The 14,918-nt window shown below is 41.4% G+C and carries 17 protein-coding genes; 8 read left to right on the top strand and 9 right to left on the bottom strand.

Features of this window, described 5'->3' with window-relative positions; genetic code table 11:
- Window positions 1-33: 33 nt before the first annotated feature.
- From BUB93_RS00950 to modA, 6 genes are all read right to left on the bottom strand, one after another.
- On the bottom strand, window positions 34-732 hold the full coding sequence (locus tag BUB93_RS00950; RefSeq protein WP_073269189.1) for an AzlC family ABC transporter permease: 699 nt from the start codon (window positions 730-732) through the stop codon (window positions 34-36).
- Between the two features lie 114 nt (window positions 733-846).
- Window positions 847-1,230 (bottom strand): hypothetical protein, encoded by a 384-nt coding sequence (locus BUB93_RS00945; protein ID WP_073269188.1) that lies wholly within the window; start codon window positions 1,228-1,230, stop codon window positions 847-849.
- An 8-nt stretch (window positions 1,231-1,238) separates the two neighbouring features.
- A complete protein-coding gene (locus tag BUB93_RS00940; RefSeq protein WP_242945264.1) occupies window positions 1,239-1,583 on the bottom strand; it encodes a cytochrome b5 domain-containing protein in 345 nt (114 codons plus the stop codon).
- 117 nt (window positions 1,584-1,700) lie between these two features.
- A complete protein-coding gene (locus tag BUB93_RS00935) occupies window positions 1,701-2,741 on the bottom strand; it encodes a sulfate/molybdate ABC transporter ATP-binding protein (protein WP_073269187.1) in 1,041 nt (346 codons plus the stop codon).
- Window positions 2,731-3,426 carry a molybdate ABC transporter permease subunit gene (gene modB, locus BUB93_RS00930; protein WP_073269186.1) on the bottom strand — a complete coding sequence of 232 codons (696 nt, stop codon included), beginning with the start codon at window positions 3,424-3,426 and terminating at the stop codon, window positions 2,731-2,733. The genes BUB93_RS00935 and modB overlap by 11 nt, the downstream gene beginning before the upstream one ends.
- A 22-nt stretch (window positions 3,427-3,448) precedes the next feature.
- Window positions 3,449-4,228, bottom strand: a complete 780-nt coding sequence (gene modA, locus BUB93_RS00925) for a molybdate ABC transporter substrate-binding protein (protein ID WP_073269185.1) — start codon at window positions 4,226-4,228, stop codon at window positions 3,449-3,451.
- Window positions 4,229-4,419: 191 nt separating this feature from the next.
- Here modA and BUB93_RS00920 point away from each other — a divergent pair, with 191 nt between their 5' ends.
- The 7 genes from BUB93_RS00920 to BUB93_RS00890 all read left to right on the top strand — a co-directional run bounded on the left by BUB93_RS00920 (window position 4,420) and on the right by BUB93_RS00890 (window position 11,572).
- Window positions 4,420-5,385 (top strand): substrate-binding domain-containing protein, encoded by a 966-nt coding sequence (locus BUB93_RS00920; protein ID WP_073269184.1) that lies wholly within the window; start codon window positions 4,420-4,422, stop codon window positions 5,383-5,385.
- A gap of 25 nt (window positions 5,386-5,410) precedes the next feature.
- Window positions 5,411-7,576 (top strand): DNA topoisomerase III, encoded by a 2,166-nt coding sequence (locus BUB93_RS00915; protein WP_073269183.1) that lies wholly within the window; start codon window positions 5,411-5,413, stop codon window positions 7,574-7,576.
- A 176-nt stretch (window positions 7,577-7,752) separates the two neighbouring features.
- On the top strand, window positions 7,753-8,658 hold the full coding sequence (gene gnd, locus BUB93_RS00910; protein WP_073269182.1) for a phosphogluconate dehydrogenase (NAD(+)-dependent, decarboxylating): 906 nt from the start codon (window positions 7,753-7,755) through the stop codon (window positions 8,656-8,658).
- 13 nt (window positions 8,659-8,671) lie between these two features.
- Window positions 8,672-10,153 carry a glucose-6-phosphate dehydrogenase gene (gene zwf / locus BUB93_RS00905; RefSeq protein WP_084116820.1) on the top strand — a complete coding sequence of 494 codons (1,482 nt, stop codon included), beginning with the start codon at window positions 8,672-8,674 and terminating at the stop codon, window positions 10,151-10,153.
- Window positions 10,150-10,773: a cyclase family protein gene (locus BUB93_RS00900; RefSeq protein ID WP_073269180.1), complete on the top strand. Its 624-nt coding sequence runs from the start codon at window positions 10,150-10,152 to the stop codon at window positions 10,771-10,773. The genes zwf and BUB93_RS00900 overlap by 4 nt, the downstream gene beginning before the upstream one ends.
- 26 nt (window positions 10,774-10,799) lie before the next feature.
- Window positions 10,800-11,081, top strand: a complete 282-nt coding sequence (locus tag BUB93_RS00895; RefSeq protein WP_073269179.1) for a glutaredoxin family protein — start codon at window positions 10,800-10,802, stop codon at window positions 11,079-11,081.
- Entirely contained in the window at window positions 11,081-11,572 is a 492-nt protein-coding gene (locus BUB93_RS00890) for a ferredoxin-thioredoxin reductase catalytic domain-containing protein (RefSeq protein ID WP_073269178.1), read from the top strand. Before BUB93_RS00895 ends, BUB93_RS00890 begins: the two co-directional genes overlap by 1 nt.
- 1 nt (window position 11,573) lies before the next feature.
- Here BUB93_RS00890 and BUB93_RS00885 read toward each other — a convergent pair whose 3' ends face one another.
- Window positions 11,574-12,611 carry an SIS domain-containing protein gene (locus BUB93_RS00885; protein ID WP_073269177.1) on the bottom strand — a complete coding sequence of 346 codons (1,038 nt, stop codon included), beginning with the start codon at window positions 12,609-12,611 and terminating at the stop codon, window positions 11,574-11,576.
- Between the two features lie 153 nt (window positions 12,612-12,764).
- Between BUB93_RS00885 and BUB93_RS00880 the strand changes: the two genes are divergently transcribed.
- Window positions 12,765-13,310, top strand: a complete 546-nt coding sequence (locus tag BUB93_RS00880) for a VanZ family protein (protein ID WP_073269176.1) — start codon at window positions 12,765-12,767, stop codon at window positions 13,308-13,310.
- A 1-nt stretch (window position 13,311) separates the two neighbouring features.
- On the opposite strand, the gene BUB93_RS00875 is transcribed toward BUB93_RS00880, so the two are convergent.
- Window positions 13,312-14,163, bottom strand: coding sequence for a Cof-type HAD-IIB family hydrolase (locus BUB93_RS00875; RefSeq protein WP_073269175.1), 852 nt, complete (start codon window positions 14,161-14,163; stop codon window positions 13,312-13,314).
- Window positions 14,164-14,257: 94 nt separating this feature from the next.
- Window positions 14,258-14,803 carry a DJ-1 family glyoxalase III gene (locus tag BUB93_RS00870; protein WP_073269174.1) on the bottom strand — a complete coding sequence of 182 codons (546 nt, stop codon included), beginning with the start codon at window positions 14,801-14,803 and terminating at the stop codon, window positions 14,258-14,260.
- Between the last annotated feature and the right edge of the window lie 115 nt (window positions 14,804-14,918).

Here is a 14,918-nt window from a genome sequence, read left to right as displayed (position 1 = left end):
AGTGATACGTATAATATAATATTGCCGTTTATATCAGTTCCTCTCCTCTCTCTGTGGGAATATGAACGCTCCTGCAAGAGACGCCAAGACCGCTGAAATTATCATGCTCCATCCCTGGGACAAGAAGCCAAATGCAGTATTCCAGTAAAACAAAGAGCTTATAAATACAGCGATTCCGGTAACCGCCAAAGCTGGCATTGATTTTTTCGAAGCGGGCACGATAATAGCGATGAACATCCCGTATAGGGCTATGCCCATTGCGTTTTGAAGCATTTCCGGTATGAAAGTTCCTGTGGCTGCTCCTATGAGTGTTCCCCCAGACCAACCTATATAGGGCATAGATACCAGCCCCATCATATACTGGAAGGATATTTTTTTATCTTCCAGGGATGCTATGGCAAAAATTTCATCCGTTATCCCAAAGCTCATTATGGCTCTTTCCAGCTTGGATATCTTTTCATCTAATTTTTGAGAAAGGGAAAGCCCCATTAGGGCATACCTGATATTTATCACAAACATCGCCGCGGCCATCTCCACATATGTGGCCTGGGCGGCAATGAGCCGTATCCCCGCAAACTGTCCTGCCGAAGTCAGGTTGGTCATGGATATGGCCAATGCAGTCAAGGGAGACAGCCCTGATGTAACCGCAAGGAGTCCAAAAGTAAAAGAAACGGGAAAGTATCCCATTCCTACTGCTGTTCCCCGTTTTAAACCGTATTTGAATTCATTCATTATGCTTCCACCTGTATCTTTGATAGTAGCGAATCAACCGCCAATAGAATTATAACATATTTTATATTTAGGGGACATAAAAGCCACGTTTTTTACGTGGCTTTGCAGACTATGCTATATGATATTTCGAGCAAATACATGGAACAGTAAAGCTATAAAAACGAGTATGTCTATGACCCTGTGTACCTTGACCCAGTTTTTGTTTTTCGTTACCGCCCCATAGACTCTGATAAGCCCCATTACTACGATTAAGCCCCAGAGGATATATCCGGTGTTTAATCTCACCGTCCTTATAGCCATATATCCATGGACAATCCCCGATAGTATGAGGGATATCCCCAAATAGGGATGAAGCTTTCCCATAATTTTAAGCGCCTTGTTGTATCCTGGACCGGTCTCTATGCTTGTGTATTTTTTTATTCGTCTCAAAATGAAGCTGGATGCCAATAGGATCAACAATATCACGTTTATATAAGCGAGAATTCTGACTGTACTCATAGGCACACCTACTCGACTATCTCGCCAATCATGGGAACTCTATCAAGCACTGAAGTCCCATGTGGTGAGTCGTTTAGGATTTCCTGTGTAAGGTCTTGCCCTGCCTGGTGTGAATTATGAACTCCCCCGTCCCACAATGAAGAATTTGTTACATCGTAAATCTTTCCTTCCACCGCTACATAAGCGGGATTGCCATCTTGTCCATCATATTCAGCCAGTTCCTCCAGAGTAAGGTATATCATCTCATCATCGCCGTTGTCATTATCGCTTCCTCTAGAGCATCCTACAACAACCAGTGAAAATGCTAAAAGAAGAATCATAATCAACAATAGTGTTTTATTGGACTTTTTCATAGTCTTGCCTCCTCGTTCATGATTTTATATTAACCTTATACCCTGTCACAGATTATTTACGCTAAAAAACAGCAAAAGCAACCTTGGGCTTTTGCTGTTTGTAAAATACTGAATGATTCAGTCAAGATAGATAATCTCGCTGGTATCTATCCCTATATGAAGTGTTTCCATGAGATCCTTTTTTTCAAAGCCATCCCATAGGCTTCGCTTTATATCCCACTCCAAGGGAACCAATCCGTTTTCAAATTCCAGTGAAACAACTACGCTAAATGGAGATTCCTTTATATCGGATATAAAAGCCTTGAATGTCCCAGGTTCCTGCTCGCTGCATAGGGACAATCCCCTTCCCGGCAAAATGGCATAGGGTTTGAAGGCTGCGTCACGTTCAACATCTATTCCGTAGTTTAATAGCCTTGACTTGCCCCCTTGGAGATTTGCTGTCGGGGTGATGTTTCTGTATCCGGCTAGCTTTGCAGCTGTTCTCGTTGGCGGATTTGAAAACATCTCTTCTCTTTTGCCGATAGAGTCCACCCTTCCCTTGCTTATGACTACTACCTCGTCGCATAATCTGTAGGCTTCCTCCATATTATGGGTAACGAACAGAATGATTCCCTGGTAATCCTCCAGATAATCGACGAACCTGTCAATTGTCTGTCTCCTTAAATGGTTATCCAATGCTGAAAATGGCTCATCCAGCATGAGAATATCCGGATCAATGGCCAGTGCCCTTGCAAGGGCGGCTCTTTGCCTTTGACCGCCGGACAATTGGGAGGGATATCTGTTCCTAAGCTTATCAAGACCAAGCATATCTATGAGGGAAGATATTTTTTCGGGAATCTGAAGGCTTTTTTTATCCAAAGAAAATATTATGTTTTCTTCCAAAGTCATATTGGGGAAAAGCGCATAATTCTGAAATAAAAATCCTGTTTTCCGATCTCTTGCAGGCAGGTTTATAGACCTTGCGGAATCGTAAAGGCAGGTATCATTAACCATGATAACCCCTTCATCCGGTGTAGAAAGCCCGGATAACATCCGCAGCATCATGCTTTTTCCTGAGCCGGAAGAACCAATTATTCCTATGCGTTTTGATGATGATTCTATTTTTAAATCCAGTAAGAAGTCTCCAAGATTTTTTCTGGCATCGATTCTAAGGCTCATCTTCGGCCAACTCCTTCCTTTTGTCGTAATTCCCCATTGATTTTCCTTCATTGTTGTTTATCAACGTCATGATGAAAAGAGATATGGAGAAAATCACCGCCACCCATATCAATGCCTCCTTGGTATTGCCGCTTTCTGATGCGAAAAAAATGGCAACGGGTACTGTCAATGTTCTACCGGGGATGCTTCCCCCTACCATCAAAGTTGCGCCGAACTCGCCTAGAGCCCTGGCAAAGGAAAGCACTGCACCTGCCAGAATGCCAGGCAGTGCATTAGGTATCATCAACTTAATAAATATCTTAAATTCACCCGCACCGAGGGTTCTTGCCACATCCAGAATGTCTCTGTCAATCTGCTCAAAGGCAGCCTTCGAGGTCTTGTACATCAGTGGAAATGCCACTACGGACGCAGCCAAAACCAGTGCAGGCCAAGTAAATATGAGGTTTAGATCAAATAAGCTTAAAAATTTTCCCACTGGTGAATTTCTTCCTATGGCAATAAGAAGAATGAAGCCTACTACTGTTGGAGGCAAGACCATTGGAAGCAGAAATACGCTGTCGATAAGGGATTTGAGCTTTCCGTCGTATCTGCACATGAACCATGCTGCAAAAATGCCGAAAATAAATGTAATTACAGTTGCAGTCATCGCTGTTTTAAGGGATATGAACAAAGGCGCATAATCCATTGACTTTTTCCTCCTCGGTTTGCTATTTTGCAGTCTGAAAACCAAAATATTCAAAAATTTCAGATGCTTCTTCTCCTCTAAGGTAATCTAAAAACACTTTTGCCACATCTTCTGAAGAACTGTCTTTTATGACAGCTGCCGGATAAGTTATAGGAGCATGGCTCTCAGGTGGAATTGTAAAGGAAATTTCAACTTTATCGCTTATGGATGCATCGGATGAATAGACGATTCCACCCTGGACGTTGTTGGATTCGACCCATCTTAGTACCGTGCGGACGTCTTTAGCAAACAAGAGCTTGTCCTCCATATCTTCGTACAAACCCAACTTTTCAAAGGCTTCCTTTGCATACTGTCCCGCCGGAACGCTGTTGGTTTCGCCTATGGCGATTGTCTCTAAGTCTTCGGTCTTTATGTCATCCAAGGTTATAGTTGGTTTCCCTTTTGCAATTATAAAAACCAGTGAATTCTGGAGTATGTTTGATCTTGTTTCTTCTAGGAGCAACCCTCTATCGTGAAGTGCGTCCATTTGGCTTTGGGCTGCGGATATGAACAGGTCCACTTTGGCCCCTTCATTTATCTGGCTCATCAGTGAACCGCTGGACCCATAATTAGCAATGATATTTACATCGTCATGTATAGCTTTATAGCTATCTATGACCTCATCTAGGGCATCCTTTAAGCTGGATGCTGCCGATATAGTCAAATTGATATCCCCATTAGATCCGTTAGTCGCAGATGTACATCCGAATGATAAGATTGCAAACAGCACCGGTACAATGAAAAAAGATATTTTAAACTTCATGGTGATCCCTCCTCGAGCAGATACAAGCGTATATAGTGATTTAAACAAATTATAGACCTGTTTAGGGTTGGTGTCAACATCTTTATGTAATGTTATGAGATGTTATGTATCTTTTAGACATGTTATGATGCATAATGTATTGTTTTATCTAGCAAGTTGATTTATAATAAATTGAGATTGGAGATGATAGTATGGCAGAGGAACAAACACTCACTCCTCAAGAGGTAGCAGATCTATTGAAAATAACTAAAAATACGGTGTATCAGCTCATCAAACGGGGAGATCTAAATTCCTACAAAGTCGGTAAAAAAATAAGAATAGACATGTCGGATGTAGAAGCGTATAAAAACAAGGACAGAAACATTGCCCATGTCTCCCCCGGTCCCATCCAGAGCCAAATAGTACAAGGCTTGGTGAAGGATCTCGGAAATTATCAGGAATCCATAAAAGAGGACGCATTGGTGATATGTGGCCAGGACATCTGTCTTGATATTTTGTCTAGGTATCTTCAGCTACATCCCCAGGGAGCGAGGTCTTTGAGAAGCTACGTTGGCAGCTATGCCGGTCTCTACGAGCTATACAACGGCAATGCGCAAATGGCTACTGTTCATCTATGGGATGGAGAAACCGATAGTTACAATATACCTTACGTAAAATATATGCTGCCTGCCACAAGCGCAGTAATCGTGCATCTGGCAAAGCGAAATCAGGGTTTTTACGTTAAAAGGGGAAATCCTAAAAATGTAACAAAGTGGCAGGATCTTGCCGGAAAAGACATAACCCTTATAAACCGGGAAAAAGGCAGCGGCTCAAGGGTTCTTTTAGATCAGCATCTTAAAAGGCTTGGACTTGACAAAAGGAACATCAACGGCTATCAAAGGGAATCGATCTCTCATCTTGCTGTTGCCAGCACGGTATCCAGAGGAGGTGCTGATGTGGGCATAGGCAATGAAAAGGCTGCTCAACAGGTCAAAGGGATAGATTTCGTCTTTCTCCAAGAGGAGCGCTACGAGCTCGTATTCAAAAAAGAAGACATGGAAAAACCTCCATTTCAAGCGGTTTTAAGCATATTAAGATCTGAGGATTTCCGTTTGGAGCTTGAAGGAATAGGTGGATATGATCTAAGTGAGCTTGGAAGCGTAACAGCCATAACTTAAAAACTTGTAAACGAAAGGATATGTCATGAGTAAAAAAATTGTATTGGCAGAGAAGCCTTCAGTAGGCAGAGATATTGCCAAAGTACTAAAATGCGATAAAAAGGAAAACGGATATTTTGAAGGAAAGACCCACATAGTCACCTGGGCTATGGGCCATTTGGTGGAGCTTGCCTCTCCTGAGCATTACGACAAGGAATACGGAGTCTGGAATCTAAGCCATTTGCCGATCATACCTAAAAAGATGGATATCCAGGTCATAAAAAAGACTTCGAAACAGTTTGGCACCGTCAAGAAGCTCCTATTTAGAAAAGACGTAGATGAAATAATAATAGCAACGGATGCGGGGAGAGAAGGCGAGCTTGTTGCAAGGTGGATCATCGAAAAATCCGGGATCACCAAGCCAATAAAGAGGCTTTGGATTTCATCAGTGACTGACAAGGCGATAAGAGACGGCTTTGCATCATTGAAAGATGGAAAATTATACGTAAACCTCTATAAGAGTGCTTTGGCAAGGGCTGAGTCGGATTGGATCGTTGGAATTAACGCTACCAGAGCTCTAACCACAAAGTATAATGCCCAGCTATCCTGCGGCAGGGTTCAAACTCCTACGCTGAATCTCATATCCCTTCGGGATGAAGAGATAAAAAGCTTTAAAGCCAGGGACTATTGGGAAATAATATTACAGGCGGGAGGCAACACCTACAAATGGGTGGACAGAACAACCGCCTCGGGGAGGATTTTTGACAAGGATTTAAAAGACAGACTGATGGATAAGCTGAAAAACGGCGAGACTGGAAAGGTAATCGAAGTAGATACAAAGGAAAAGAGCTCTCCACCTCCCCTGCTATACGATTTGACGGAACTGCAAAGGGAGGCTAATAAGAGATTTGGCTACTCCGCAAAAGAAACCTTGTCAATAGTACAGCGTTTATATGAAAATCATAAGATATTAACATATCCCCGTACGGATTCTAAGCATATCACATCGGATATGGTGCCTACATTAAAAGAAAGGCTTCAAGCAATCAATTTTGGAGAGTATGCTCCGGCAGTTAAGATGCTTACAACCGGCAGTTTGAATCCGGGAAGGCACGTGGTAAACGACAGTAAGGTAACAGATCACCACGCAATAATACCTACTGAAGAAAAAGTGAAAAGAGGAAACTTATCAGACTCCGAGGAGAAAATATTTGATCTGGTGGCAAGGAGGTTTATCTCTTCCCTTTTGCCGGCATACAGGTACAATCAAACCAAGGTGGTCGTCGAATGCAATGGTGAAATCTTTACAGTATCAGGATCAGTTACCCTATCCAAGGGCTGGAAATCTGTTTCAGGTACGGATGAAGAAGAAAACACGCTGAAATTTAAAAATCTAAGGGTTGGAGACATAATCAATATTTCACAAATTGCTCCTAAGGCGGATAAAACAAAGCCCCCGAAGCTGTTTACTGAAGGGACATTGCTATCAGCCATGGAAAACCCTTCGAAATACATGGTTAAAAAGGACAAAAAGCTTGCCAGACTTTTGGAGGACACAGGAGGCTTGGGAACTGTAGCCACTCGGGGAGACATAATCGAGAAGCTGTTTTCAAAATTCTATGTAGAAAAAGACGGACAGTATCTAAGGCCTACTCAAAAGGGGCTTCAGCTATTAAAGCTGGTGCCTGATGATTTGAAAGAACCGGACCTTACTGCATTGTGGGAAGCAAAGCTTGAAAAGATTAAGGAAGGCAAACTTAATATAGATGAATTCTTATCCGAAATAAAAGATTACAGCCAAAGGATCATAAATGAAATAAAAAGAGATGAGACCAGATATGTGCATACGAACAGGACTGGCGATAAATGCCCGGATTGCGGCAATTACATGCTCAAGGAAAAAGACAGAAACGGCACGGTTTTAATATGCTCTGATCCTGAGTGCGGAAAGCGGATAAGGGTAGCCAAAACCACCAACGCCAGATGCCCTCAATGCAAAAAGAAAATGACATTGACCGGTCAGGGTGATGGGCAAACCTTTATATGCAAATGTGGCTATCGGGAAAAGATGAGCGCCTTCAATAAAAGAAAGTCTCAGGAGAAAAGCGGCGTATCTAAACGGGATGTACAAAAATACCTTAAAGGCCAAGATGACAGCGAAGCATTCAATTCTCCTTTTGCCGAGGCACTGAAGGATTTGAAATTGAAATAGGAACAATTCTATAAATATGTTTTTTAAAGAATCTCATGTATTTTCGCATCAGATTCTTTTTTTTGGGTATCTTAATTTTATATGGTTATTGTAGCGTTAGAATATTTAAAGTTAAAAATAAATAAGAATATAGCTGTGATCATTAGCTGTAATCTTATTATACAAGGAGAATTACGATGAAAATAGGATTGATTGGTTTGGGAAAGATGGGCTACCCTCTGGCGCTGAATCTTAGAGACAATGGATACGAAGTCGTAGCATACAATAGAAGTCCTGAAAAAACCGAAAATATAATTAACGAAGGCGTGGAAGGGGCGTTTTCTTTGAGCGAGCTTGCAGAAAAGCTGGAGGATAAAAAGATTTTCTGGATGATGCTTCCTGCGGGAGATCCCATTGATGACATGATAGAGCAGCTGATTCCCTATGTCTCTAAAGGTGATATTTTGATTGACGGAGGAAACAGCCATTTTGAAGATACAAAAATAAGGCATTCATATTTAAAGGAAAAAGGCATAAGCTATATAGATATCGGAACCAGCGGCGGCGTCGAGGGTGCAAGGAATGGAGCCTGCATGATGGTTGGTGGTGATTTTGAGACTGTATCAGCTTTGGAAAAAGCTTTTACAGATATATGCGTAACTGATGGCTACGCATATGTCGGAGCTTCCGGCTCTGGGCATTATGTAAAAATGGTACATAACGGCATAGAATACGGCATGATGCAGGCTATCGGCGAAGGCTTTGAGGTTCTGTCGGAAAGCGAATACGATATCGACTTTGCAAAGGTGGCAAAATTATGGCAAAATGGATCCGTCATTAGAGGATGGCTGATGGAACTGACAGAGCAGGTTTTTTTAGATCACAAGGAAAATCTTGAAGATATAGAGGGCATAATCAACGCCTCGGGAGAAGGGCTCTGGACAGTAGAGGAAGCACTCAGGCTAGGGGTGCCGGTTCCCGTTATAGCCTCTTCCCTTTTTACAAGATACAGAAGTCAGCAAAAAGACACTTTTTCTGGAAAGCTTCTTGCCGGTCTCAGGTTTCAGTTCGGTGGGCATGCGATGAAAACTAAAGATGATTGAACAGGGTGATCATATGAATACGAATTCTTGCACCATGATTATATTCGGAGCTACCGGGGACTTGACTTTAAGAAAGCTCATCCCTGCCATTCACCAGCTAAAATGGGGTGGGTACCTCCCTGAAGACTTTAACCTGGTTGCCATAGGCAGGAAGCCTAAAGATGATGCTGAATACAGGGAAAATCTTCTTGATGGGATGAAAACACTTACCAATATCCTGGTGGAACAAAGCACATGGGATTACATATCTGAGAGGATTCATTATTTTAAGATGGATTTTTCAGAGGATGGGGAATATGAAAGGCTACATGCGTATTTGGAGAAGAATAAAAAAGAAAATAACTTTTCATCCAATTACCTGTTTTACCTAGCCGTAGCTCCAGATAAATTTGGTTTCATAGTAAAAAACCTCAAAGAAAAAAACATATCTTCAGAAAATGGCAACTGGAGCAGGCTGGTTATCGAAAAACCATTTGGAGAAAATCTTCAGACTGCTTATGATCTAAATGACGAGATAGCCAAAGCATTCAATGAGGAAAACATTTATAGGATAGATCATTACCTAGCAAAGGAAATGATACAAAACATCACCATGCTCAGGTTTCAAAATACGATATTTGAGCCCCTTTGGAGAAACACCTATATCGACAATATTCAAATAAGCGTATTGGAAAAAGACGGTGTTGGAAGCCGCGGTGGTTACTACGATCAAACGGGAGCACTAAGGGACATGGTACAAAACCACCTCCTTCAAACACTTGCCATAACGGCCATGGAACCACCTGCAAGTCTTGGGGCTGATGACATGAGGGATTCAAAGGTCAAGCTTATGAGTGAACTGGTGCTTTTCGACCCTGGTAAATCTAAGACCGATGTGATATTTGGACAATACGAGGGTTATCACAATGAAACAGGAATTGCTGAGGATTCCGAAACAGAAACATTTGCCGCTCTAAAACTCTTTATAGATAATCCCAGATGGAAGGGCGTCCCCTTCTATCTGGTTACCGGCAAGAAGCTTTCGGAAAAGTCTGCCCAGGTTACGATACAGTTTAAAAATCCGGCGGTTTGCAATGCCTCAGGCAAGTCGAATCCCATTTATGAACTTACCCCAAACTCATGTGCCAATATCCTTGAGATAAAGATCCAACCTAGAGAAGGAATACATTTAAGGCTTAATACGAAAAAGCCTGCGGTTGAAGATCAATCGGTGGTAGCGGAAATGGAATACTGTCAAAGCTGTCAGTACAGTTTCAATACCCCTGACGCTTACGAGAAGCTTATATTAGACGTAATCAAAGGTGACTCGACCCGTTTTACCAGATGGGACGAATTGGCCTTGTCCTGGTACTTTATAGACAGTATAGATAAAAAATCAGTGCCATTGGTAAGCTACAAGGATGAGAGCGAAGGCCCCCAGGAGGCTGACTTGCTCTTAAAAAGAGATGATCGAACATGGTGGTTCAAAGAAAAAATCAAACGAGGTGAATCATGAAGATTTATGATGTGTCCATGACTATAGATAAGCAGATGCAGGTATATAAAAACAAAGATGAAAAGCGTCCCTTGATCGAGACCACTCGTGATTTTGATACTTCCACGGCAATGGAATCTAGAATTTCCATGGATATGCACACCGGAACCCATCTGGATATGCCTCTCCACTTTGTTGAAGGCGGCAAGACATTGGATGATTTGGATTTAAACCGAGTTTTTACAAAGTGCAGAGTCTTGGATTTTAGCGACATTGATGATAAAATTACTGTTAAGGATCTTGAAAAAAAAGACTTTGGGGACAACAGATTTATTATATTGAAGACTAAGAATTCATATACGGAAGAATTTGATTTCAAATTCGTGTACCTTGCAGAAGATGGAGCAAAGTTTTTAGAAAAAAAGAAGATTGAAGGCGTAGGTATCGATGCATTGGGAATCGAGAGAGATCAACCTAATTACGGCACTCACAAGACCCTGCTTGGCGCAGGAATTTTAATAATTGAGGGCTTAAGACTTAAGGATATCACTGAAGGAGATTATATTCTCGCAGCTCTACCCCTTAAGATCAAAGGAGTTGAAGCTGCCCCTTTAAGGGCTGTATTGATTGATGAAATTTAACGACAAAAACACTAGGAGGAAATCATATGGCAAACAGAATACATGTAGATGGAACAGATAAAGGGGATATATTGCTCTACGCTTTAAGCACCTGTGTTTGGTGTAAAAGGACAAAGAAGCTTTTAGATACACTGGGCATAGCCTACGATTACATAGATATGGACAATGAGGACAAAGAAGAAAGAGCCAGGCTGGAAGAAATCGTGGAAAAGCACAACCCGGCGGTGAGCTACCCTACTATAACTATAGGCGAGGATGAATGCATAATAGGCTACAAACCAACTGAAATAAAAAGGAGATTCGAATAATGGATAGCAAGAGATTACATGAGTATTTGGATACTTTACAGAAAGATGCTGAACAATCAGGCTATTTCCTTAATCCAGATCAAGAATTTCTAGAGGATTTGGGTATAGGACTCCTTACCAACATAGATAGATATGGTTATCAGGCATGTCCCTGCAGGTTGAGCGAAGGAGATATGAAAAAGGATTTAGATATCATCTGTCCATGCGACTACAGGGACGACGACCTGGATGAATATGGAGCATGTTACTGCGCGCTGTATGTCAACAAAGAAATTGTAGAGGGTAAAAAGGAAGCCGAGCCCATACCGGATAGAAGAAAAGCGGAAAAGGCAAAAAAAGAAAAGACAGGGAAAGTCTTAAATCCCCTGTCATCATCAAAGTATCCGGTGTGGAGGTGCAAGGTCTGCGGGTACCTTTGTGCTCGCAACAACCCTCCCCAGATCTGCCCTATATGCAAAGCACAAAAAGAGCGGTTTGAAAGATTTGAATAAGCTATCCTATAGTAGTTATCTTGGTATTCCATCTGAATTTTCCCGGTTCGAAGCCCCTGTTTCTTGCTAGCTGGTCGGCATACAGCTGAACAGGAACTATCTGTAGCACCGGAGACAGCAGCGGGTCGATCTTGTCTATTACCAACGGAAGGAAGTTTTCGCTTTCTTCCGTTTCTTTATCTGTCACAAAAACTATCTTTCCGCCTCTTGATGCCCCGTCCTTGGCCAAAAACAAGTCGAGATCCCAGGTATGGCTGTCTTGGGCAAAAATAAACCCTGCAAAGTTTTCATCCACCATTTCAAAGGGACCGTGTCTGAATTCTCCGCTGTCGAAATCAAGAGCGGGAAACTTGGATACTTCCCTTACAAATAAAGCACCAGCTCTGGCAGTAGTAAGAGCATCTCCCCTTCCTATCAGGCACAAGTATGATGGATTTGGAATAAAGTCCATCAGCTTTGTTTTTATCCCTTCCCATTGATCAGTAAGATTTTTCAAGGAATCTGCAGCAGATAAAAGATCTTCGATGTCTTCATCGTTTAAATCTTTGGTCAATGACTTTCCTATAAGGCCGACAGCCATTATCGAAGAAAGGTAGGTTCTGGTGGTAACGGACTCCTCCTCTTCCACATTAAGGACAACGGTAATCTGGGCCCTCTTGCCAAGGGTGCTTTGAGGATCGTTTGTTACCCCCACTACAAAAATATCTTCAGGCAGCTGGCTTATGAGCTTGACTATTTCAACGCTTTCTCCTGATTGGGAAATCAGGACCAGGAGAGTATCTTTTTTGATTGAATCCATTTCATAATATAGAATTTGGCTGGCAGATTCCACTTTGGCATCTATTCCATTTTTTATTAGGAGATTTTTTGCCGGTATGGAGCAAAAATTAGAGCTGCCCATCCCTGTGAACAGAACACGATTAAAACCCATAGATTTTAAGGTGTTTAGCTTTTCAAGAGTTTCCTTGGAAGCAAAAGACTTCATGCCTTCCTTCAAGCTTTCGGACTGTCCCGTTACATCCTTTATAAAATTGTTCATTCTGCACACTCCCTTTATTTTTGGAATTTATGTTTTAAGATTTACAATATTATGTTATCATCAATAAGTAACATAAACAAGAATCGGATAAGTAAATAAACTGAAATTATAATAAATGCAAAAATCAACTAACTTGAAAAGGACTGATTCTCCATGAAAAAAAAATACGCATTCTTAATCGTATTTCTTACAGGTGGAACTATATTTTTTCTCTCTTCCATACCAGGATTGAGAGTGCTGCCGGTATTAAAACATATATATGAACTGATGAGAAGAGCAGATTCGGTATTTGCAAAAGCCGCAGAATTTATCGCATATCATATTCCCGAATCTTCTGGCTATTTCAACCCGGTCAGATCGGCAGGCTATGACTTTTACTCCTATGCTAGATCAAATCCCGCAATTATAGAGTTCTTGCTCAGAAAGGCTGCCCATATTACGGTGTTTTTCTTCTTGACCTTGGGTGTTTTTCTGCTCGTCAGCCAGTTTCTAAAAAGCGCTTCGACACGAACCATATCTACCCTGATGATATCCCTATCTTTGGCGTTTTTAGATGAATACAGACAGTCTTTTGTTCCTGGCAGAACCGGATCCTTGCTGGATGTGATGGTGGACAGCATAGGTATATTATTAGCGATGTTCTTTATAATTTTTGCCCTGATTTACGCAAAATGGGTAAATCAGAAGCCATACTCCTGAATTACAGGAGTATGTGCCTTTCTATGACTTTTGCTACTCCATCCAAATCGTTTGTGTCTGTTATAAAGTCTGCATGCCTTTTGACTTCGTCAGAGGCATTGCCCATGGCAATTCCCAGTCCGGCCCTTTTTATCATCTCGATATCGTTGTAGCTGTCTCCCACCGCGATTATTTCCTCCCGCTTGATATTTAAGCTTTTTTCTAAAACTTCAATCCCCACCGCCTTTGACATTCCTACAGGCAGTATTTCAAAATTTTTGCCTCCGGAATAGGATATCTTCACTATTTTCGAATAATTCTCTATTATAATTCTTGAGGCCTCCGCCATTTCCTTCGATCCCGGTTTATTTGCGAACATGGATAGCTTAAATGGTGATTTAAATTCATTTCCTAAAGCCTTTACGATTTTTCCGTGAGCCATGGAGAATCTGTTGTCCTTTTCGTTTAAACCTATGAATATGGCTTTAAGCCCCAAAGCCTTTACAAAGCTCAGATAACTGAGGCCTTTGTTGGATAAGGTCTTGTCGTCGAGATGCATGGTATATGTGAGATTTAACCGATCCAAGGTGCCCAATATCTCTTTCAAAGCTTCTATTTCCAGTCGCAAGCTATGATATACTTTGTTGCTTACAGGCTCTTTTATATATGCACCGTCATTCGATACAACGGGTTCAATTATTTTTAATTTTTTGATTATATGTTCCATATTGGAATAATTTCTGCCGCTGGCCAGAGTGACTTTAACACCCCTTTTTCTTGCCTTCTCAATAAGCTTGATATTTCTTTGAGATAAGCTGTGGTTTGATCTTATCAAAGTTCCGTCAATATCTAAAACTAGCAGTTTATAATTCATAATCTTCTCCCAAGTTATTCTCTGTAAAAGGTCTAGAAGACAGATTGTCATCCATCCCCTAGACCTGAAGCATTTTAAATTTATTATATTGAATTTATACGACTATCATTTTTTCCTTAAGCTCGTCTGCAGTTTCCTTGTTTTTTAATACTTCAACTAATTTCAGGCCGAACAGCACCGCTGTACCCGCTCCTCTGGACGTTATCAAATTAGAGGATAAAACAACGCTTTCGTCAGATAATATCGCTCCCTCAAGATCCTTTTCAAACCCTGGATAACAGGTGGCGATTTGTCCTTTTAAAAGCCCCAATTTTCCAAGGATTTTAGGTGCGGCACATATCGCAGCTATCCATTTTTTATCGTTGTGGAATTTTTTAATAAGCTCTATCAATCCCTTATGCTTCTCAAGATTTCTGGTGCCGGGCATTCCCCCTGGAAGTATCAATATATCTACACCGTGGAAGTCTGTATCCTCGAAGAGAATATCTGCGAGAACGGTTATTCCATGCGCCCCTTCCACATCGAATTTTTCCGTAACCGATACCGTCTTTACACTTATGCCTCCTCTTCTTAAAACATCGACTGTAGCCAAGGCTTCTATTTCTTCAAAGCCCTCAGCTAAAAATATTGCTGCTTTCATAGTACTCGCCCCTTTCGTTGAAATTCCAGTGATTTCTTCCTATACTTATATTGTAAAGATTTTTTACAAAAATCTCAAGTTAAACGTTAATAAAGTTTGGATTCGTGTTATCATT

This window comes from Alkalibacter saccharofermentans DSM 14828, from assembly GCF_900128885.1.
Taxonomy (GTDB): Bacteria; Bacillota; Clostridia; order Eubacteriales; family Alkalibacteraceae; genus Alkalibacter; species Alkalibacter saccharofermentans.
Note: the sequence above shows the minus strand (reverse complement) of the source record. Positions and strands in the feature narration are given on the sequence as shown.